The sequence below is a fragment of the Bacillus sp. AFS012607 genome, assembly GCF_002558005.1.
Taxonomy (GTDB): Bacteria; Bacillota; Bacilli; order Bacillales; family Bacillaceae_G; genus Bacillus_A; species Bacillus_A thuringiensis_S.
Window position 1 is genome coordinate 1 of record NZ_NTVM01000002.1, and the last position, 20932, is coordinate 20932.

Consider the following 20932-nt stretch of genomic DNA (forward strand, 5'->3'; position numbering starts at 1 on the left):
TTAGGCTTTACTATTTCTTGTGCTTTCGTTGTTTCTTTCGCTTTTGCTACTTTCTGCGTCTTTACTTCTTTCTTTTCTTTAACTGATTTTTGTACTTTCGCTACTTGCTTCGTTTTCTCTTCGGTTTTCTTTTCAGTTGGTGCTGTACTTGATAGGAAAGAAACGTTTGCATAAGCTGTTTTTCCTTTATACTCAAATTGCAGCCATCCGTCTTTTACTTGATGCGTTGATTCAATTACATCATCTTTTTTCAGTCTGCCAAGAATTTCTGATTCTGTGTTTGCTTCGGTACGTACATTTAACAAATTCGCCGTTACATGATACACATCTTTTGTAAACTCCGAACTTACAAACACTTCTTTACCGTTCAATTCAATTTTTGACCAACCATCTTCGGTATTGATGACTTTTAACTCTTGCCCATTCTTTACTTTTTCGACCACTTTTGATTCTGTAGTCGGTTTTTCACGTACGTTAAGTACATCTGCTGTTACGATTGTTTCTGCGGTAGCAGTTGTGGTAAATGCCCCCAATCCAAAAATAGTTGCTGTTGCTGCGCCAATTACTTTTTTCATATTAGCCTCCATTATATTTTTTGAATTTTATCAAATGCCTCTGTAAAATTGTATAATTTTACATAATATCAAAACATTTGCAACAGTATATTAATATTGTTTAATATACTGTTATTAAAACTCCTTACTCCAATACTATCAAATTCTTATTTCTAATTCTATATATTATAAATATCCTTATCTTTTATAAAAGCTTCATGCCCTTCTTCACACTAAATAGTTGTTGCAATTCCCGCCAAAAATAAACTTACGATTGCTAAAATTTTAGTAGCGACTATAGCACCTCTTAAATGAAACTTATAATCTTTATATCCCTTCATTCCTTCTGTACTAGGAATCACAACAAACCTTGGAGTAATCCAGCAAAAAATTAGCCAATCAATTATAAATAAATCTACTAAATTAAAAATCATTAAAATACCAAAAGTGTGTAAATAAGCATCAATATACAATAATTTTTCATGCTTATGTAATATATATGTAGAAACGAAAGGACAACTGAAAAGAATAGCATTATATACAATATTAAAGTAAATGGTTTGCTTTTTTTCATGAATCGATTTTGGAAAAACTACTTTTTGAATATCTTTCGGATAATCAGTTAATGAAAGTCGAGGATTATAATATAAGGACCCTAAAATCATAACGGATAGTACAATAGACATGATGACACCAACGTACATCATTTGCTCAAATTGATTCATATGCTTCATTCACCCTTTTCTGTAATTACTATGTTGATCATTTACTTAATTACATATTGTATGTACGTACATAATCAAAAATTAACAACTAGCTTTAACAACTAGCTTTAACACCAAAGCAAAATTGTTGCAATGCAAATGCAAACTTAATACAGTGGAAGCCTAATTGCTACAGATAGGATGGATGAAACCTATGAAAATTGAACATATTGCAATTTGGGTAAATGACTTAGAATGAATGCGTGATTTTTATATGAAATACTTTAACAGTAAAGTAAACTCTATAGCCATTCTTTCAATTTTACTTCATCCAACATTACAACCCCTTCTCATGATCTTTCACAATATATTCGCTCGTTTTTCACAAAAGGTTCATTTCACATGAAAATTTATTTATTACAATAAAAAGATAAAATATATTTTTAAGAAAAGGAGGATTTCAAGAATGAATAAAGAGGATAAAATTCACGCTGAAAAGGTGTTGAAAAATCTATTCATCGGATCACAAGTTGATGGATTACAATTTGGTATTTCTCCAGGCGCTATAAAGATTCATTTCACAAACTTTCACGACTCAGTTGATTATGACGGACAATTATATATCAATATCGAATCAAAATGGTGTTTATTTAATAAACCTCAAAAAAGATACCCATTAAATGAAGATGAATTTGAAGTTTATTCTGGGGAAGAAGAATATGAAAGAATATTTAAGATAAGAAGACAAAAAGTTACCGATATACAACTTGGCTTAGAAAGCCCTCATTTAATTATTACATTAGATAGTGGACAAATTATTTTTGCAAATGGTTTTCATGATTATTATGAATGTTGGCAATCTGGTGTTCTATGTGAGCAATGGCTTGTAGTCGCTGCACCTGGGAATGAAATCGCCACTTGGGCTCCCGATGAGTTTATCGATAAATAAACTGTCTTCACGAAGAAGAACCGAAGATATTTTATGAACTACATAACTATTTCTATTACACTTAAACGAATGACCATTTTACTTTAATAGAACTCACTTTATTAAAATTGAAAGGATGATAATGATGGCATGTGTCCATGATTTTGGAATAATTGACGATTTTACTTCTCAAAAAAATTACGAAGATTATACACCAGAGAAATATCATTGTATTTCTGTTGATGATGATATTATCAGTAGCTTAAATCGAAATTTATCAATTATGAAAACCTACTTTCATACAGTCAAAAATCAGGAATACGGTTTAGCTTATTACGGTATTACAATTATCCCGCCTGAATCATTAGCAATATTCTATGAAACAGTTACATCTTCAAAGTTCTTCAAAAATTCTGATGAGCTGATTGAGTTAGCTTCAAAAATTGAACAAGCTACAGCAGAACAGAAGTACATGATCCATTATGGGGTTTAAATGTAATACAAAAAATGCTTAGGATTTCTCCGAAGCTTTTTTTGTATTGTACTAATAATATTTATTCCTTAGTCATTTAGTTAATGCTTGAACCTATGCCCTCACTTTTTACAAGTGAGAGCGCCAATATTAATCTAAATAAGCGTCTCATTTCCAATCTTCCAGCTAAACCATCTCCCGTGTCCTTCTGTTTCTCCAACCGTTTCACGATATTCGTTTCCGTTAATATAATAATCAATATGAAGGTCACGATCCCACATATTGTTATACAGGTGGAATACATCACGTTTTGCGCCGATTTCTTGTATTTGTTTTTCTAATTTATGTTTAACTTGTTCTGGTATTTGATTTGCGACGTGTGTATGGAAAATACAAATAACAGCTTCTTCACTTATTTGTTCAATAATAGATGATAATAGCTCTACACCGTCTCCTTCTATGAATTGGACAGATTCATTTTTCACTAAAGATGCAGCTTGATCAAACATCTCAAGCCTTTCTTTATGTTCTGGCCAAATTAAAGCACGTAACCATAAATAATCTTCCTCATTATGTAAATCATTCACATGTAAGTCCAGTCCGATTCTTTCTACGACAGATGGGCTTTCTTTTAGAAAATGCGGTACATTCTCCCCTCTTATTTCAGAAGTTACATGCACATTTGAATTTATATTTCCGTACATTTCATCCGTCCCGTACGAATAACGATATTGGTCCCAGAACAGTTGCAACCCAGAACTTGTCCCAATTTCAATTAACGCTAACGGCTTCTTCACTTTGTTAAATATGTAGCAGAAACTTGGGTATAAGTATGCGCACCGTCTTACTTCATTTGTTTGAACGAGTTTCGTTTGTAACAAAGTAATGATTTCTTCTCGGTACTCTTTACAGAAATCTTTAAAATGATTAAAAGCTTTATCTAAAATTGTATCAGCATTTTCAACTAAACTACTATAATACGTTTTTAAATGATGTTCTTTCCCTGCTAGCAATAAATAATGTACTGCACCTAATAGTAAGTTTGGGACTGGTTGACCTACCTGAGCATAGGACGATAGTGTAAGTACTTCCTCATCTTCAGCAATTTTCATTGATAAATATTCATATAAATCACTTGACCCTTTACATTCCTTTATTGAAAAGTTTCGAAATAAGTTTGAAATTTGTTCTTTTGTACACATTAGAGTCCCTCCTTTTTTTCAGAATAATCTTACCATTACAGAAAGAATAATCCCATAAAAAGGTACTCGATTTAGTCACTTAAGGATACGTAAGCTTTTTCGAGATAATTTCAAACTGTAATTTTTTTCTATTTACCACCTTAAAAGAGCTTGTTAAATAAGATTTTTAGCGAATAAAACGTTAAATAGTTTAAAATTATCAGATAACACTAGATATTTTAGTCTATTAATTATTATAATAGAGTATGAGATGGTTATATAATTGAGACAAAAAAGGTATACACCTAGGTGGGGCCTAGGCGGTGTTTCTCTTTTACGGCTTAGACATAGAAAACACCTACACTTTTTTGCCAATATAGGGGATGGAGAGATTATCATGAGCAACATGCAGCAAAAAACAGACGTTATCTTAATTGGTGCAGGAATTATGAGTGCAACGTTAGGCTCATTACTAAAAGAATTAGCACCTGAATGGGAAATTAAAGTTTTTGAAAAACTCGCAAGTGCCGGGGAAGAAAGCTCTAACGAATGGAATAATGCAGGTACGGGGCATTCTGCGCTATGCGAACTGAACTATACTTCCGAAAAATCTGACGGATCTATAGATATTGGTAAGGCTGTAAAAGTGAATGAGCAATTCCAGCTTTCAAGACAATTTTGGGCATATCTTGTAAAAAGCAAATTAATTCGTAATCCACAAGATTTTATTATGCCACTACCTCATATGAGTTTAGTACAAGGGGAAAAAAATGTTGAGTTTCTAAAAAACCGTTTTGAAGCGCTTTCAAAAAATCCACTGTTTCAAGGAATGGAATTTTCCGACGCTCCTGAAACATTAAAAAAATGGCTTCCACTCATTATGGAAGGCCGTACATCTAATGAACCGATGGCGGCAACGAAGATTGACTCTGGAACAGATGTTAACTTCGGTGCATTAACACGTATGTTGTTTGATTACTTAAAAACGAAAAATGTCGAGCTAAACTACAAGCATAGTGTTGAAAATATTAAGCGCACGAAAAATGGTTTGTGGGAAGTGAAAGTACACGATATGAATAGTGGTAAAATTGAGCATCATACTGCTAAATTCGTCTTTATTGGCGGTGGTGGCGGTAGTCTACCTCTACTTCAAAAGACTGGTATCCCTGAATCAAAGCATATCGGTGGATTCCCAGTAAGTGGACTATTTATGGTATGTAAAAACCAAAAAGTTGTAGAGCAACATCATGCGAAAGTATACGGTAAAGCTAAAGTTGGCGCTCCGCCAATGTCTGTACCTCACCTTGATACGAGATATATAGATAATAAAAAAGCTTTATTATTCGGACCATTCGCAGGGTTCTCACCTAAATTCTTAAAAACTGGCTCAAATCTTGACTTAATCGGTTCTGTAAAACCGAATAACGTCTTAACGATGTTAGCTGCTGGTGTAAAAGAAATGGGACTTACAAAATACTTAATTCAGCAAGTTATGTTATCGCACGAAAAACGCATGGAAGAATTACGCGAATTCATTCCGAACGCGAAAAGTGAAGATTGGGATATTGTAGTTGCTGGACAACGTGTACAAGTAATTAAAGATACTGATGCTGGCGGTAAAGGAACACTTCAATTTGGTACAGAAGTAGTAAGTGCAGCTGACGGCTCAATCGCCGCATTACTAGGCGCATCACCAGGTGCTTCTACTGCTGTTCACGTCATGCTTGAAGTATTAGAAAAATGTTTCCCAAGCCGCATGGTAGAATGGGAAGAAAAAATAAAAGAAATGATTCCTTCATATGGCATTTCACTAACTGAAAATCCAAGGTTGTTCCAAGACCTACACACTTCTACAGGTCGTACGCTTGGATTAAATGAAAAAGAAACAGTTCATAACTAATGAAGAAATAAAAAACGTCCGATATATTCGGACGTTTTTTCGTTACTAGAAATTATATTTATCAATATTCTCTTTCGTAAATACAACCCGCTCTGGCAATATAATAATTCCATTTCCTTCTGCCTCATAATCATAACCTTGGATGGAGTTTGGCTCTACTTTCACTTTTCCGATTCCTTTTACTTCAAAACTATCCCCTACTTTTAACTTCTTCCCTTTTACTACTATTTCATTTGCTACATACGTTGCGAGTGCACCTTGTTGTTTTACATCCCATAATCCAAATTGTTGTACTGTTCCTCGTTTTACGTAATCACGCATAACGTTTGGTGTAGAGAAGCCAGTTACAACAACTTTTTTATCCATTTTCAAGTTTTCAGCTGCTTGTGCCATCGCTGGTAGTGCCGTTGCATCCGGGCAAATGACTGCATTAATATCTGGATACGTTTTTAATATGTTCTCCCCTACTGATAACGATTTTTGCGCATTATTTTCACCGTACTGCGTCGTTACAATTTCCCAGTTCGGATATTTCTTTTTAATAATTTCTTTCGCTTTCGTTACCCATTGGTTTTGATCCGTTACTGTTGGACTAGAATAAAAGAAAGCTACTTTTCCTTTATCTCCAATTTGCTTGGAAGTCATTTCAATTAATAAGTTAGCAAGTTGGTCTGGTGTCCCTTGACTTATATAAAAAGAACGGTCTTTCGGATTCACATCAGAATCCCACGTTAAGACAGTCATTCCTTTTTTCTTAGCACGCTGCAGTGATTGCGATAAACCATCAACTGATGTAGAGGAAATCATAAGTGCATCATAGTTTTGATTAATGAAATTATTTATATACTTTACTTGCCCTGATACACTCGCTTCAGACGGCCCATCATATTTCACTTGTACGCCTAGCTTATCTCCCATCTCCTTTGCTCCTTCACCGCCCGATGTAAAGAAGCCAACTCCAGTTAATTTCGGGATAAATGCAAATTTCACATCATCTGCTTTTTTCTTATCTGCCGTTTGACTGGAACAAGCGATTAAACCAATTAAACAAATACATACGATCAATACAATCCCTAGTTTTCTCTTCATGACATTTCCCCCTTATGCAAATTCCGTCTTTTCCCTGCTAAGAATTGATGTAATTTGAAATGTCTCATAATAACTGAAAGAATAAGGATAATACCTATTACTACATTTGATTGTTCATTTGTTAAACCTGTCATTTGTAGGCCATATTGCATAAGGCCTATAAAAATACTCGCTAGTACAGTACCAATAATACTTCCTTTTCCTCCCGTAATAAGTGTCCCGCCTAATACGACTGCTGTAATGATTGGTAATATTGTTTCACTTCCCATATCAGCACGTGCGGAACCGAAATATGCAGTTAAGAAAGCACCCCCTAATCCACCTCCTAACCCAGAAAGTATGTAAGCAATGATTACTACTTTCTTCGTCTGAATCCCGGTGTATTTTGCTGTATTTTCGTTCGCTCCTGTTAATTGTACGTGGCGTCCATATATCGTTCGGTGAAACAAAATCGTGCATACAATTGTTAATGCGATAAGAAGCCATAATAAGTTAGGTATTCCTATAAAACTACCATTTGCTAGTTGTACATAAGCATCAGGTAAACCACTTATCCCTTCATATCCAGAAGCACCCGCCCCTCCTGAAATGACGAGTGCAATTCCTCCATATAAAAACATCGTTCCGAGTGTAACAACTAGTGGTTCTACATCTGTCATTTTTATAATGAATCCATTTAAAGCTCCTGCTAAGCAACTGACTATAAGTGCCATTATTACTGCTAATAAAATATGAATCCCATTCATCCAAAGTACACCAATTAAAATCGAAGTTAGCCCCATAATAGATCCTACAGATACGTCAATTCCTCCTGTTACAATAACGAAAGTCATTGGAATCGCTGCGATTGCTATAAACAGAAAATCATTTGTACTAAAAAGGAGATTTCTAATATTTAAAAAATCACGATTTATAAAACTAAAGAGAATGAATTCTATAAGAAGTAATACGATTAGAACACCTTCCCATCTGTAAAAATACTTCATAGATTCATCCTCCTCTCTACTTTCCACTTCTTCATGACACTATCTAGTATGATAATAAGTAATAGTAAAAAACCCGAAATAGCATTATTCCAAAATGCTGGTATTTTTAAAAAGACGAGTGAACTGCTTATTGCTTCTAAAAATAATGCTCCTAATGCGGCTCCAAATATAGAACCGGTTCCTCCTTTTAGATGAATTCCTCCTAGCACAGCAGCTGCGATCACCTGTAGTTCTATTCCTGTACCAGTTTGATTTGGAACGAACCCGATATTCATAACAAATATGCAACCAGCGATTGCCGCACTTATGCCCGATATAATAAACGCATTTATCTTTACTTTATTAACAGGTATCCCAATGAGCCTCGCACCATCTTCATTGTCACCTACCGCATAGAAGTATCTTCCGTATGGTACCTTCCTTAAAAAGAAGTATAGTAGTAATAAAATAATAAGAACACCCCATACAATTATCGGCAGACCAAGTATGACGATAGATGAAAGTTTCTTAAAATTATTTGGAGTATCTTCAATCCACTTCCCGCCTGTGAAGATTAACATTGCACCTCTAACAATTCCTAACATCCCTAATGTCATAATAATGGCTGGTACCCGAAACTTTGCAACTCCAATCCCGTTTATGAAACCGATAATAGCACCAAGCATTATAGCAGCAAGTATCGACAAGACTGCACTATATCCGTTCGTTAATAACATCCCGCAAACTGCCGCGCTTAATCCCATAATTGAGCCAACTGATACGTCTATATTTTTCGTAAATAAAACGAACGATTGGCCAATTGCTAGAACGACTAAAATAACGCTTGATTTCATCATTAACGATAACGAGTTAAACTGAACAAAACTAGGATTTATTATCCCGACCATGGCTATATAAATTAGTAGTAACAGTATGATAGACGTTTCATGCATTTTTAACATACGTTTCATTTCGCTACACCTCCGTTTGCAAGGCGTGTAACTTCATTCACACTCAGTTGTTCTTTTTCCATATGAGAAACAAATCGTCCATTTCTCATTACATATACACGGTTTACTAATTGAACAATTTCTTCAACATCTGAAGAGATTAATAAAATTGCAAGCCCTTCCCTTTTCATTTTTTCTATCGTCTCATACACTTCAAGCCTTGCTTTCGCATCAATTCCGCGAGTCGGTTCATCAAGAATAATAATTTTCGGATTACATGCGAGATACTTCGCAAGTACGACTTTTTGCTGATTTCCTCCCGATAAAGATGCGAGTTCTTCATTCATATTCTGTACAACAATTCGGAATTGTTCTATAAAAAAATTAACTAAAGCGCTTTCTTTTTCTTGATTTATAAAAAAGCGCTTATTTTGCTGTAAACTTGCTGCTGCAATATTTTCTTTAACAGAAGCAATTGAGAAAATTCCATTCCTCGCCCTATCCTCCGGCACATAAACGAGCCCTTCGCTTAATCTTTTATGCAAAGAACACGTATCAATTGATTTTCCATCTAATAAGATAGACCCTGATTTTATAGTTTTCAATCCAAATATCGCTTCTGCTAATTCCGTTCTGCCAGATCCTATAATGCCAGCAACACCTACAACCTCTCCCGCATGTACAGTGAATGATATATTTTTGAATGCGTGACCATTTATATCAACCACTTCTAATATTTTTTTCGTCCTTGCTGTCTCTTGAACTACTTCTATTTTCTCTTTCTGTTTATATCCTTTTGGCAATAGTCCCTCCATTAGCATGTCATATGTATAGTCACATACATCACCTTGGCTTACAATCATTCCATCACGTAGTATTGCTACTTTGTTGGCAATTTCAAAGATTTCTGGAAAACGATGCGTAATATAAATCATCCCAATTCCTTTTTCTTGTAAACTTTTCATCAACACAAAAAGACTCTTAATTTCGTGTGTTGTTAATGTCGATGTTGGCTCATCTAGAATAAGAATCTCAGCTTCTCTTATTAATCCTCTAACGATTTCTACTAACTGTTGCTGCGCAATGGATAATGATGCTCCTAACTCATAAAGGTCAATATCCCACCCTAGACTGTTAATCAATTGCTGAATCTGTACTCTTAGTTTCTTTTTCTTTTCTTTTAACCCGATACATATATTTTCTTCAATAGTCATATGCGGAAAAATGAGTGGTTCTTGCGGTATTAAATAAATACCTTTTCTATGTGCTTCTGACGGATTTGAAAACTGTTGCTTCATTCCTTTTACATACATCTCTCCATCATCATACGAATATAACCCCGTTAATATTTTCATTAATGTTGATTTCCCGGCGCCATTCCCCCCCACTAAAGCGTATATATCTCCACGCTCTACTTGTAAGTTCACTTCTTTTAATACAAGTTGATTTAAAAACGCCTTACTCATTTTCTTTATTTGTAATAAAGGTACGTTCTCCACATGATGTCACCTGCCTTTATCCAGAACATTTTTTGAGAAAATGATTATTTGTTCTACTTGTTTTGTAGCATTGTATATTCCTTTTTTTATATCTAGAACACTTTTTTCTACGTACAATTAATCGTTTCAACTGGAATAAACAAAATATGTGGCACATATGTTTAAGGAGTGGTCAATTGTTGAAAGGGATGAAGAGTATGACACAGCTGAACTTTGAAGAGAATTTATTAACTAAAGTAGCTTGGTACTATTATAAAGACCAATTAACACAACAGGAAATTGCTTCACTTCTTCACATTTCAAGAAATAAAGTTGTCCGGTTATTAGATAAGGCACGCAGTGAAGGTATCGTTACATTTCACGTAAAAGGAACTGGTTTACACTGTTTAAGTATTGAGCGTGACCTAATGAAAAAATTCCACTTAAAAGATGCTTTCATTATCCCTACTCCAATAGACAATTATCACGCTTCTCTCGGAAAAGCCGCTGCACAATATTTAGAGACTCATCTCCAACAAGGTGATTTACTCGGCATCGGCTGGGGTGAAACAATAAGTAAAATGCTAGAAAACATTCATTTTGAAAGTTCTATTAATCTTTCATTCGTAACGCTAACAGGCGGAGTAAACCACTACCTCCCAAGAAAACAAAACTATTTACATTACATGCAAGGTGATCTTCATATTATTCCTACTCCTTTTCTAGCATCTTCTACTGAAATGGCACAAAGTATTTTATCAGAACCAAGCGTGAAAGATATGCTTCATGTCGCTTCACTTGCACATACGGCAGTTGTCGGTATTGGCGGGTTATCTCAAGACGCTACGATTGTAAAAGAAGAAAAATTAACGCTACGTGAAATGACATATATTCGAAGTCAAAACGGGGCGGGCGATATTTTAGGACAGTTTTATAATACGAATGGTGATTTATTAGAGCTCTCGCATCATAATCGTCTAATTGGCACACCACTTACGATTCTTCGCAGTATGAAGCATGTCATTGGTGTGGCTGGAGGTACTCAAAAGATAGATGCCATTTATGGGGCTTTAAAAGGGAAATTTATTCATACATTAATTACTGATGAAGAAACTGCGCTCTCCTTATTAAGAAAGGAAGGTGATTCTTAATGTCTACTTTATTAGCTTTCGATGCTGGTACAGGAAGCATTCGAGCTGTTCTTTTTGATTTACAAGGCAATCAAATTGCAGTAAGCCAAAAAGAATGGGTTCATAAAACTGATCCTCGTTACCCCGGTTCTATGAATTTTGATGTAAAAGCAAACTGGCAACTCGTACAACAGTGTACGAAAGAAGTTCTACAAAAAAGTAATATACTTCCTTCTTCTATTCAAGCTATTAGCGCTACAAGTATGCGAGAAGGTTTTGTTTTATATGATAAAAATGGGCAAGAAATATGGGCATGTGCAAATGTTGATGGCCGTGCATCCGCTGAAGTTAGTGAGCTAAAAGAAATCCGCTCACATCTTGAAGAAGATTTATACAGAAAATCTGGGCAAACTTTTTCATTAGGTGCTTTACCACGTCTACTTTGGATTAAAAAACATGAACCAGAAATCTATTGTAATATCCACTCCTTTACGATGTTAAACGATTGGATTTTGTATAAATTAAGCGATGTACTGCAAATCGACCCTTCCAACGGTTGTACGTCTGGAATCTTTGATTTACAAAATAGAAATTGGGATAACGATGTCGCTAAAGAGTGTGGTATAACTTTGCCATTTTCACCAAAAGTAAATGAGGCTGGTACAGTAATCGGAAACGTTACAAAAGAGTGTGCAGCATTAACTGGATTACTGGCAGGAATTCCTGTCGTCGCTGGCGGCGGAGATGCTCAAATGGCATCACTCGGAACTGGAGTCGTGAAACCAAATCAAACATTAATATGCGGAGGCAGCTTTTGGCAACAAGAAGTAAATATTACAGAACCAATTACAGATCCATATGCTGCGATTCGTGTAAATTGCCATGTCATTTCGAATCTATGGCAATATGAAACAATCGCTTTTTTCCCTGGTCTTGTTATGCGCTGGTTTCGAGACGCTTTTTGCCAAGAAGAAAAAAAGCTCGCTGAAAAACTCGGTGTAGACGCTTATGAATTACTAGAAGAACAAGCGAAAGACGTACCTGTCGGTTCATATGGTATTATCCCTACTTTTTCAAACGTTATGAACTACATTTCTTGGCGTCATGCCGCACCTTCATTCTTAAATTTAAGTTTAGACGCTGACAAATGCGGAAAAAAGGAACTGTTCCGTGCTATTGAAGAAAATGCGGCCTTCGTTACACTTGGAAACTTAAAACTAATTGAAAATCTTACTGATACATTCCCTTCTGAAGTTGTTTTTGCTGGCGGTGCCGCTAAAGGGAAACTATGGCCACAAATTCTATCAGACGTACTCGGCATTCCTGTAAAAGTACCAGTTGTGAAAGAAGCAGCTGCTTTAGGAACTGCGATTGCTGCTGGAGTTGGCGCTGGAATATATACATCTATGGAAGAGGCTGCCGAACAATTTTTACAGTGGGAAAATACATTTGAACCAATCACGGAAAATCACGAGCTATACAAGGAATTCTATGAAACATGGAAAACCGTGTATAACAGTCAGCTCACTTTAGCTGATAAAGGACTTACAACACATATGTGGATTGCGCCAGGTGCACTGTAACTCATTTACATAAAGGAGTGAACTGTATGTTAAAAGCGAATGAAAATGATTTCTCCTATCGCTTCGGTGATAACGGGCCGAAATATTTAATACAAGGCCCGAATATTGATCTTGGTCTTGTTGTCATTCAGCCTGGGCAAGAGTTTCAAAATCACTATCATACAACGTGTGAAGAAGTTTTTTATGCGTTAGAAGGTGAAATAGACTTCTATGTAAATAACGAAAGAGTTCCGATTAAACAAGGTGATGTCCTGCAAGTTCGCCCTCATGAATCTCACTATCTGATTAACCATTCTGATAAACCTTTTAAAGCTGTTTTTATAAAGTCACCACATTTACCAAATAAAGATACGGTACAAACGGAAAATCCAACATTAACGAAGGAGTGATTTCGAATGACTTGGGGATTTAAAAATCGATTAAATACAATTTTACCTGATGGTAGAGCGGTTATGTTAGCAATAGATCACGGATATTTCTTAGGACCAATTCACGGACTAGAACAACCACTTGAAACAGTAAAAAACTTACTTCCTTATACAGACTCCCTCTTTTTAACGCGCGGTGTACTTAGCTCCTGTATTCCTGAAAACTGCAGTACACCGATGGTTATGCGTGTATCTGGCGGCGCTACTGTCGTTGGTAAAGATTTAGCGAATGAAACAATTGTTACACCTGTAAAAGAAGCAGTGAAGCAAAACGCAATTGGCGTTGGCGTTTCTGTTTTTGTCGGATCAGACTATGAAACACAAACTGTTTCGAATCTCGCAAATGTAGTTTCTGAAGCTCACGATTACGGCCTACCAGTACTCGGTATTACCGCAGTCGCAAAGGAATTACAAAAACGTGAAGCTCGCTTTCTAGCACTTGCTTCCCGCGTATGTGTTGAAATGGGTGCTGATATTATTAAAACGTATTACTGCGAAGGATTCGAAAAAATAACGAGCACATGCCCTGCCCCAGTTGTCATCGCGGGTGGCCCAAAACTAGATTCAATCGAAGACGCATTAAACATTACGTACAATGCACTGCAAGAAGGCGCGATCGGAGTAGACATGGGCCGAAACATATGGCAATCTGAGCACCCAGCTGCGATGATTCAAGCAATACATGGTATTGTGAAGAATAGATTGAATGTGAAAGAGGCGCTTGAACTTTATGATGATGTGAAGAATTAATGTAAAAAGACAGACTATTTATTAGTCTGTCTTTTTTGTTAAAATAAAGTAAAGGAGGAATGATTATGCGAAGAATGACTTTCGAACGTCCTACCGATCATTACGATGAACGCTTATACTCTATTGATGAAAAAATTTGCGCCCTATTAAAAGAACGAAAAGAACTTTCAGGTGATGACCCAGGTTTTCCACATGATGAAGCGATTTATAAATGGGCTAAGCAATACGAATTTTATCCAGACTATCTAAACTCATTATTCTCTTCCATGATGGATGAAGAAGAATTTAAACCTCGCGTTGAACCAACTGGCTTCAAAAAACATGTACCTGTTTTTAAAACTTATGAACATAATGGCGTCATGTATACTGTAACTTTTATTCGGCAATATGCAAATGCTAGTGTAGTTTATTTATATAGCGATTGGGATTCCACGGATGAAGATTTTATTGAAAATAAGCCTCATAGTTTCTTCCAATTATCAATAGATGATACATACGATTGCTGGTCAGAAGGTGGTGGTGGCACCGATGGACATATGAATCATCAATTCGTTATATCTCCTGTCCTTCCTGATAATTTGTCTGGAATAAGCTTACGATTTAAAGAACTCAGTATCCCGTTTAGGAAAGATCAAGCTGTGCTTGAATTTGAAATTCAGATAGACAAATAAGGTGAGACTATAATCAATCCACAAATAGTAAGATAAATAAGGTAATAAAATAAACAAGCCCCTTTCCAAACTGGATAAGGGGCTAAATATACACCTTCAAATGATTACTCTTGGTGATTACTATTAAGCTTTGAAATTTTCTTACCTTCTCTATAATCAAGACAAGACACTTCAATTAATAAGCCATTAAATACTGTAAAATAAAAACCATAACTACTACCTCGCATCGAATAAGGTTCCTTATCTATTTCAATGCCGCCTGCTACTAAACGATTATACGCTTGATCCACTTCATTTGTAGTTTCCACTAAAAAACCAATATGAAAAGCTTCCGGATACGTAACTTCCTTATTCCCTTTAAATGCTTTTGGATCACTTAGCACAAGTATAAATCCACTCTCATCACTCATAACTACAAGTGCTTTCCCTTTTTGTTCCAAAAATTGAAAATCAAAAAATGTTTCAAAGAAATGTCTCGCTTCTGATAAGTCATCAACACATAAATTTAAATGATTCAGCTTCATGTACTCATCTCCTTGTAAACAGAAGGGATATAGACTCATTTTCATAACCCTTAAATATGTAAGGCAAGATATTCAAGCGTTCCATCTAAGACTATGCTTTATAAGTCTAATATTTTTTTCTATATCCTAGAACATTTTTTTAATGAATGAAAGATTTCCTATCATTTACATCCCCCAGTAATAAAAAAGAGGATACATGTTTGCTTCTACAACATGTATCCTCTGCTTGTATATTAAGACTGTTGATAAGCCGATTTCGATGATTTCACATAATAAACTGCGTGATCCACATTAATAATATGATCTGGTTTTGGTTTACCACGGCCTGCTCTATGTCCAGCTAAGTGTTCTTCACTTGTTTCCCAGTTTTTCCATGCTTCTTCAGATTCCCAGCGAATCATTACGACAACTTCTTCGTCGCCGCGTCTTACTTTTTTCACGAGAACACTTAAATCGATAAAGCCTTCAAATTTTTCAATAATACCTTCTCCAGTGAAACGTTCTACAACTATATTTGATGTACCTTCTTTTACTGTAAATGTTTTCGTTTCGATAAACATATATCCCACTCCCTCTTTGTAATACGAATACTAGTATGCTTCTATTATAATTGATTATGATAATTATTTTCAATTGTAAAGTTTTAATTTTTTGAATTATGCTGATTTCTTTTCTATCGCCTCATCTAAAAATTTGAAATATGGAAGTAACATCCCTATTAAAGATGTAACACATATAATTGCACCGATGATTACATATAGCGCTCTTACTCCCCACATTTCACTCAATATTCCCCCTACTAACACACCTAATGGCATAGCGGATCGTATAAAAAATAAACGCACTGAAAATACTTGTCCCATCATATTATTTGGGACGGTTTGTTGGCATATTGTCGTGTTATGAACATTGAAAAATGCAATACAAATCCCTGCTATTACTTCAATTATTATTGCAATGACAATACTATGATTGAACCCTAATGAAATGTATGTGAGCCCCCCTATAAACAATCCTCCAAGCATAAGTATACGCCGGCTTTTATATGTTACTTTTCCGACTAATACTGAGCCAATTACGTAGCCAAGTGGAAAACCTGCCATGAAATAGCCGTACTCTGCATATCCCGCTGACAGCTCGTCTTTTATATAAGGAAGATTTGTGACCATCGTTACCCCTACTCCAAACTGCACGAAAGTAAGAAATATACCGAGCCAAACGATGATTGGTTTTGTAAAAAAATATGTAAAACCTTGAAGAAATTGTTCTAGCCACGTTTTTCTTATATCTGTTGTAGTTCTCTTTTCTTTTATATAAAGTAAGAAAGCACCACTAACAAATAGACAAATACATACAAAAGATAATGTAAATTCTGTTCCAATGTAATGAATTACTACTCCACCTAATACTGGCGCAAGAAACATCATAAGGCGAGTCATTCCATCAATGTACGCATTTGCGTCTTGAAGTTGTTCTTGACTTACAATGCTCGGTGTAATTGCCTGACTCGCAGGTGTATAAAGAGGTGTAATAAGTCCCACTACAATTTGAACAACATAAATGTGCCAAACTTCTATACTACCCGAAACTAGCATCATCAAAGGTAATAAGAATACGGACGCTCGTATCCATTGTGAAAAAATCATAATCCACTTCCGGCTCCATTTATCAATAAATGGGCCACTTATTAATTGCAGTATGAGTGATGGGATGAAATATAATAGCCACATACTACTTAAAGCCATTTCCGATCCTGTTAACTCATATACTAGAATTGAATTACATAACGTTCCGAAAGCCCCTCCTAATTCTGAGATTGCACTCCCAATCCACATAAAAAAGAACGAACGATTTTTCAATATATTTTTCAATTTCACACACCAACTTTTCTTTTATATTCCTCCCTTTATGTACATTCTCGTTGCATATTATCTATTTAAAAATGCTTCTAATTCTTTTGCTAACGACTGTACTACTTTCTTCCTTAATACATACTTTCCGTCATGTATATCAACTAACTTCGCTGCACGTAACAATTTCAAATGATGGTGTACTGTCGATTTACCAAGCTGCAATCTTTCCGTTATTTCCTGTAATGTACGTTCTTTTTCAAACAACATTTTTACAATTCGCAATCTCGCTTCATCCCCAAGAGCCTTATGTTTTTGAACTAAAAAATAATTCGGTTCATACGGATCTTCAGGATGAATGCTTTCATTCGCAACTGGGTAATGAAATACTTTCGTATCATCAATATCTGCTTCAATATTCCACGGTCTGTACGTCATTTGCGGAATAAGAAGTACGTGATGAATACTTGGCTCTGGCATATAGTTCACTCCGCCAGTCGCCCACTCGACAAACTCTTCCGGCTTCATCTTTTTATTCATTTCATTTTTTGCTTCATAATCTCGTTTTAATATAGAAAGTACTTCCTCCTCTTTCTTAATTACACTCTCATACCAACCTGTCATAACAGCGATTAAATGAGATTTCAGCACTTGTACATCTACATCACATATAAAGCTAATATAAGTAGAAAAAAACGGATGATCATCTGTTAGTTCCTTTAGTTCGTGTATTGCACATACAACTCCCGTTGCAGCTAAACGTCTTTTCTCTTCATATTTCTCTCCTAAAAACGGTAAACATATAAATTTCAAATCCTCTTCTGAAAGTGAATCAATTTTAAAATTAAACTGCGATAAGTCCTGAAAATCCTCTTCATACAATAACTGAAGCAATGCTTTCCACGTATTATGTTCTTCTACAAACTGTAAGTGTTCTCTCATCTCATTTGTTAATGATTGTCTAATTCCTTCCCATTCACTTTCAGTCTTTTCAAGTGTATTAATTAACCTTTTATGAGTAATTGCTGCAATGCCAAGTGCACATTCGAAAAGTATCGAATATTTCACCTGAACGTTGTATGTTTCCCTCTTTCTACTCGTTATGTGATAGACCTCCATTTTTATCCCCTCCTTGTTTGCTATGTATTAAATTCTATTTTTATCGAATTTCACCTTCTATGTTTTTAGAATTTATAAAAATATAAATTAAACCACATTCATTCTAAATTAAGAAGAATAAGAGCTTTTTTATATACAAATAATAAAGCTCAAGGAGTGGTTGACATGCATTTCATATTAAATATGTTAGGGATTTTCGTTGTCATATTAATCGTTTTCTTATGTTCACCTAACAAAAACCATATAAAATGGAGACCAATTGTAATTCTCATCATATTGGAGCTTTTTATTACGTGGTTTATGTTAGGCACGAAGCTCGGCAGTATTATCATTAATAAAATTGCGTCATTTTTCAGTTGGCTACTGGCATGCGCGAACGAAGGTATTCGATTTGCATTTCCTTCCGCTATGGACAGTCCACACATTGATTTCTTCTTTAGTGCATTACTGCCTATCATCTTTGTTATTACTTTTTTCGATATTCTTTCGTATTTCGGAATCTTAACTTGGATTATTGATAAAGTAGGTGCGGTTATTTCAAAGATTTCTCGTTTACCAAAGTTAGAAAGTTTCTTTTCCATTCAAATGATGTTTTTAGGAAACACTGAAGCACTTGCAGTTGTTCGTGATCAATTATCTGTTTTAAAAGAAAATCGTTTGTTGACTTTTGGAATTATGAGTATGAGTAGCGTTAGCGGATCCATTCTTGGCGCTTATTTATCAATGGTACCAGCTACATATATTTTCAGTGCAATCCCTTTAAACTGTATTAATGCATTAATTTTAGCCAATGTATTAAATCCTGTGGAAGTTACAAAAGAAGATGATGTCGTATATACACCTTCAAAGCATGAAAAAAAGGATTTCTTTTCTACTATTTCAAACAGTATGTTAGTTGGAATGAATATGGTTATCGTTATTTTAGCCATGGTAATTGGGTATGTAGCTTTAACAGCATGTTTAAATGGGATTTTAGGCTTTTTTGTAACGGGGTTAACAATTCAAAAAATCTTCTCCATTATCTTTAGTCCTTTTGCATTTTTACTCGGTTTATCCGGCAAAGATGCTATGTATGTAGCTGAATTAATGGGAATAAAAATTACAACGAATGAATTTGTTGCTATGATGGATTTAAAATCAAACTTAAAGTCGCTACAACCGCATACGGTTGCGGTTGCAACGACATTTCTAGCTTCTTTTGCTAACTTTAGTACAGTAGGTATGATTTACGGAACTTACAATTCATTATTTGGCGGAGAAAAATCATCAATCATCGGTAAAAATGTTTGGAAGCTTCTTGTTAGCGGGATGGCTGTTTCTTTATTAAGCGCTATGCTCGTTGGGCTATTTGTATGGTAAATAATTTTTATAATAAAAGACACCCAAGCCAATTGAGTGTCTTTTATTATTATTTTCGAATTTGTCCATTTCCACGAATCACATATTTTGTAGAAGTTAATGCTGGAAGCCCCATTGGGCCTCTTACGTGTAACTTTTGTGTACTGATACCAATTTCCGCTCCGAATCCAAATTCGGATCCATCTGTAAAACGAGTCGATGCATTATGATAAAGTGCCGCGGCATCTACAGAAGTAAAAAACTTGCTGACGTTTTCCTCGTTTTCAGTAATAATTGCTTCAGAATGCATAGATCCATACGTATTTATATGATGAATCGCTTCTTCAACAGTGGAAACCACTTTCACTGCTAGTGTAAGAGATAAAAATTCTGTCCCCCAGTCTTCTTCTGAAGCAAGTACAATTGAAGAATCCATTGCAAATGCTTTTTGATCACCACGTAGCTCCACACCTCTATCCTTCAAAGAAGAAAACAACTCGCTACCATATTTCTCTGCCCACTTCTCATGAAGAACAATCGTTTCAATCGCATTACATACAGATGGACGCTGCGTTTTTGCATTTATAATAATATCCAATGCCATTTGTTTATCCGCTGTTTCATCAATGAATATATGACAATTTCCCGCACCTGTTTCAAGTACTGGAACAGACGCTTCTCTCACAACAGTATCGATTAATTGTTTGCCACCTCTTGGAATAAGAACGTCTAGATAATCCTTCATTGTAAACAACTGCTTTGCGCTATCTCGCGTTGTATCTTCTATAAGCTGGACGCTTTCTTGAGGTAAGCTTGTTTGTTTGAGCGCCCTGTGAATAACGGCAACGATCGCTTTATTAGAATGAATAGCAGAAGAACTACCACGTAATATGACTGCGTTTCCTGTTTTCAAACAAATTGTAGCAGCATCCACTGTTACATTCGGTCTTGCCTCATAAATCATCCCAACAACACCAAGTGGTACGCGCATTTCCTGAATAGATAGTCCATTTGGCCTTTCCCATGCACTTACACATTCTCCTACAGGATCACGTAATTCAATTAGCTGCTTAATCCCTTCTGTCATATCAACAATACGCTGTTCATTCAGCATAAGGCGATCAAGGAGAGAATCAGAAAACCCTTTTGCCTTACCTTCTTCTATATCCCGTTTGTTTTCCTCTAAAATATAAGCTGTTTCACTTATTAATTGATTTGCAATTGCAGCAAGTGCTTCGTTTTTTTGATTTGTAGATTTTAGTACAAGTTCCCTAACAACCTCTTTTGCTTTTATCCCCTTTGCCAACACTTCATTCAT

Annotated in this window: 21 protein-coding genes; 9 read left to right on the forward strand and 12 right to left on the reverse strand. The window is 35.4% G+C overall.

Annotation, left to right across the window (positions count from 1 at the left end):
• A partial coding sequence (locus CN409_RS00265) for an SH3 domain-containing protein (protein WP_240518612.1) occupies nt 1-575 on the reverse strand: 575 nt, incomplete at its 3' end.
• Between the two features lie 212 nt (nt 576-787).
• Nucleotides 788-1279: a hypothetical protein gene (locus tag CN409_RS00270; RefSeq protein WP_001071238.1), complete on the reverse strand. Its 492-nt coding sequence runs from the start codon at nt 1277-1279 to the stop codon at nt 788-790.
• Between the two features lie 445 nt (nt 1280-1724).
• On the opposite strand from CN409_RS00270, the gene CN409_RS00275 reads away from it, so the two are divergent.
• Nucleotides 1725-2207: a hypothetical protein gene (locus tag CN409_RS00275; RefSeq protein ID WP_140159723.1), complete on the forward strand. Its 483-nt coding sequence runs from the start codon at nt 1725-1727 to the stop codon at nt 2205-2207.
• A gap of 121 nt (nt 2208-2328) precedes the next feature.
• The gene (locus CN409_RS00280) at nt 2329-2679 is read left to right on the forward strand and encodes a hypothetical protein (protein ID WP_025117865.1); all 351 of its coding nucleotides are present in this window, start codon (nt 2329-2331) and stop codon (nt 2677-2679) included.
• 134 nt (nt 2680-2813) lie between these two features.
• Here CN409_RS00280 and CN409_RS00285 read toward each other — a convergent pair whose 3' ends face one another.
• Nucleotides 2814-3860, reverse strand: coding sequence for a DUF2332 domain-containing protein (locus CN409_RS00285; RefSeq protein ID WP_097981893.1), 1047 nt, complete (start codon nt 3858-3860; stop codon nt 2814-2816).
• A 376-nt stretch (nt 3861-4236) separates the two neighbouring features.
• Between CN409_RS00285 and CN409_RS00290 the strand changes: the two genes are divergently transcribed.
• Nucleotides 4237-5739: a malate:quinone oxidoreductase gene (locus CN409_RS00290; RefSeq protein ID WP_000069147.1), complete on the forward strand. Its 1503-nt coding sequence runs from the start codon at nt 4237-4239 to the stop codon at nt 5737-5739.
• 45 nt (nt 5740-5784) lie between these two features.
• On the opposite strand, the gene lsrB is transcribed toward CN409_RS00290, so the two are convergent.
• The 4 genes from lsrB to CN409_RS00310 are packed head-to-tail and all read right to left on the reverse strand — an operon-like array spanning nt 5785 to nt 10242.
• Nucleotides 5785-6828 (reverse strand): autoinducer 2 ABC transporter substrate-binding protein LsrB, encoded by a 1044-nt coding sequence (gene lsrB, locus CN409_RS00295; protein ID WP_097981892.1) that lies wholly within the window; start codon nt 6826-6828, stop codon nt 5785-5787.
• A complete protein-coding gene (locus CN409_RS00300; RefSeq protein WP_000873533.1) occupies nt 6825-7814 on the reverse strand; it encodes an ABC transporter permease in 990 nt (329 codons plus the stop codon). Before CN409_RS00300 ends, lsrB begins: the two co-directional genes overlap by 4 nt.
• The gene (locus CN409_RS00305; protein ID WP_000827500.1) at nt 7811-8764 is read right to left on the reverse strand and encodes an ABC transporter permease subunit; all 954 of its coding nucleotides are present in this window, start codon (nt 8762-8764) and stop codon (nt 7811-7813) included. Before CN409_RS00305 ends, CN409_RS00300 begins: the two co-directional genes overlap by 4 nt.
• Complete coding sequence (locus CN409_RS00310) at nt 8761-10242, reverse strand: sugar ABC transporter ATP-binding protein (protein WP_017763315.1); 1482 nt, start codon at nt 10240-10242, stop codon at nt 8761-8763. The genes CN409_RS00305 and CN409_RS00310 overlap by 4 nt, the downstream gene beginning before the upstream one ends.
• 179 nt (nt 10243-10421) lie before the next feature.
• On the opposite strand from CN409_RS00310, the gene CN409_RS00315 reads away from it, so the two are divergent.
• From CN409_RS00315 to CN409_RS00335, 5 genes are all read left to right on the forward strand, one after another.
• Nucleotides 10422-11372 carry a sugar-binding transcriptional regulator gene (locus CN409_RS00315; RefSeq protein ID WP_000677766.1) on the forward strand — a complete coding sequence of 317 codons (951 nt, stop codon included), beginning with the start codon at nt 10422-10424 and terminating at the stop codon, nt 11370-11372.
• Nucleotides 11372-12934, forward strand: a complete 1563-nt coding sequence (gene lsrK, locus CN409_RS00320) for an autoinducer-2 kinase (RefSeq protein WP_000105712.1) — start codon at nt 11372-11374, stop codon at nt 12932-12934. Before CN409_RS00315 ends, lsrK begins: the two co-directional genes overlap by 1 nt.
• A gap of 26 nt (nt 12935-12960) precedes the next feature.
• A complete protein-coding gene (locus tag CN409_RS00325) occupies nt 12961-13323 on the forward strand; it encodes a cupin domain-containing protein (protein ID WP_000909986.1) in 363 nt (120 codons plus the stop codon).
• Nucleotides 13324-13329: 6 nt separating this feature from the next.
• Complete coding sequence (gene lsrF / locus CN409_RS00330) at nt 13330-14112, forward strand: 3-hydroxy-5-phosphonooxypentane-2,4-dione thiolase (protein WP_000219780.1); 783 nt, start codon at nt 13330-13332, stop codon at nt 14110-14112.
• Nucleotides 14113-14177: 65 nt separating this feature from the next.
• Nucleotides 14178-14783 (forward strand): hypothetical protein, encoded by a 606-nt coding sequence (locus CN409_RS00335; RefSeq protein ID WP_001253821.1) that lies wholly within the window; start codon nt 14178-14180, stop codon nt 14781-14783.
• A gap of 104 nt (nt 14784-14887) precedes the next feature.
• Here the strand turns inward: CN409_RS00335 and CN409_RS00340 are convergent, their stop codons facing one another.
• The 4 genes from CN409_RS00340 to CN409_RS00355 all read right to left on the reverse strand — a co-directional run bounded on the left by CN409_RS00340 (nt 14888) and on the right by CN409_RS00355 (nt 18276).
• Nucleotides 14888-15307, reverse strand: coding sequence for a VOC family protein (locus CN409_RS00340; protein WP_000773089.1), 420 nt, complete (start codon nt 15305-15307; stop codon nt 14888-14890).
• Between the two features lie 233 nt (nt 15308-15540).
• A complete protein-coding gene (hmoA, locus tag CN409_RS00345) occupies nt 15541-15867 on the reverse strand; it encodes a heme-degrading monooxygenase HmoA (protein ID WP_000469498.1) in 327 nt (108 codons plus the stop codon).
• Nucleotides 15868-15963: 96 nt separating this feature from the next.
• Nucleotides 15964-17184 (reverse strand): MFS transporter, encoded by a 1221-nt coding sequence (locus CN409_RS00350; RefSeq protein ID WP_086390614.1) that lies wholly within the window; start codon nt 17182-17184, stop codon nt 15964-15966.
• A gap of 51 nt (nt 17185-17235) precedes the next feature.
• Nucleotides 17236-18276: an ArsR/SmtB family transcription factor gene (locus CN409_RS00355; protein ID WP_000454581.1), complete on the reverse strand. Its 1041-nt coding sequence runs from the start codon at nt 18274-18276 to the stop codon at nt 17236-17238.
• A 165-nt stretch (nt 18277-18441) separates the two neighbouring features.
• On the opposite strand from CN409_RS00355, the gene CN409_RS00360 reads away from it, so the two are divergent.
• Nucleotides 18442-19635, forward strand: coding sequence for a NupC/NupG family nucleoside CNT transporter (locus CN409_RS00360; RefSeq protein ID WP_086390615.1), 1194 nt, complete (start codon nt 18442-18444; stop codon nt 19633-19635).
• Between the two features lie 49 nt (nt 19636-19684).
• Here CN409_RS00360 and proA read toward each other — a convergent pair whose 3' ends face one another.
• The gene (gene proA / locus CN409_RS00365) at nt 19685-20932 is read right to left on the reverse strand and encodes a gamma-glutamyl phosphate reductase (RefSeq protein WP_001006625.1); all 1248 of its coding nucleotides are present in this window, start codon (nt 20930-20932) and stop codon (nt 19685-19687) included.

Coding starts and splice junctions, on each gene's coding strand:
- CN409_RS00270 (WP_001071238.1), bottom strand. CDS start 1,279: ATGAATCAATTTGAGCAAATGATGTACGTTGGTGTCATCATGTCTATT.
- CN409_RS00275 (WP_140159723.1), top strand. CDS start 1,725: ATGAATAAAGAGGATAAAATTCACGCTGAAAAGGTGTTGAAAAATCTA.
- CN409_RS00280 (WP_025117865.1), top strand. CDS start 2,329: ATGATGGCATGTGTCCATGATTTTGGAATAATTGACGATTTTACTTCT.
- CN409_RS00285 (WP_097981893.1), bottom strand. CDS start 3,860: ATGTGTACAAAAGAACAAATTTCAAACTTATTTCGAAACTTTTCAATA.
- CN409_RS00290 (WP_000069147.1), top strand. CDS start 4,237: ATGAGCAACATGCAGCAAAAAACAGACGTTATCTTAATTGGTGCAGGA.
- lsrB (WP_097981892.1), bottom strand. CDS start 6,828: ATGAAGAGAAAACTAGGGATTGTATTGATCGTATGTATTTGTTTAATT.
- CN409_RS00300 (WP_000873533.1), bottom strand. CDS start 7,814: ATGAAGTATTTTTACAGATGGGAAGGTGTTCTAATCGTATTACTTCTT.
- CN409_RS00305 (WP_000827500.1), bottom strand. CDS start 8,764: ATGAAACGTATGTTAAAAATGCATGAAACGTCTATCATACTGTTACTA.
- lsrK (WP_000105712.1), top strand. CDS start 11,372: ATGTCTACTTTATTAGCTTTCGATGCTGGTACAGGAAGCATTCGAGCT.
- CN409_RS00325 (WP_000909986.1), top strand. CDS start 12,961: ATGTTAAAAGCGAATGAAAATGATTTCTCCTATCGCTTCGGTGATAAC.
- lsrF (WP_000219780.1), top strand. CDS start 13,330: ATGACTTGGGGATTTAAAAATCGATTAAATACAATTTTACCTGATGGT.
- CN409_RS00335 (WP_001253821.1), top strand. CDS start 14,178: ATGCGAAGAATGACTTTCGAACGTCCTACCGATCATTACGATGAACGC.
- CN409_RS00340 (WP_000773089.1), bottom strand. CDS start 15,307: ATGAAGCTGAATCATTTAAATTTATGTGTTGATGACTTATCAGAAGCG.
- hmoA (WP_000469498.1), bottom strand. CDS start 15,867: ATGTTTATCGAAACGAAAACATTTACAGTAAAAGAAGGTACATCAAAT.
- CN409_RS00355 (WP_000454581.1), bottom strand. CDS start 18,276: ATGGAGGTCTATCACATAACGAGTAGAAAGAGGGAAACATACAACGTT.
- CN409_RS00360 (WP_086390615.1), top strand. CDS start 18,442: ATGCATTTCATATTAAATATGTTAGGGATTTTCGTTGTCATATTAATC.
- proA (WP_001006625.1), bottom strand. CDS start 20,932: ATGAATGAAGTGTTGGCAAAGGGGATAAAAGCAAAAGAGGTTGTTAGG.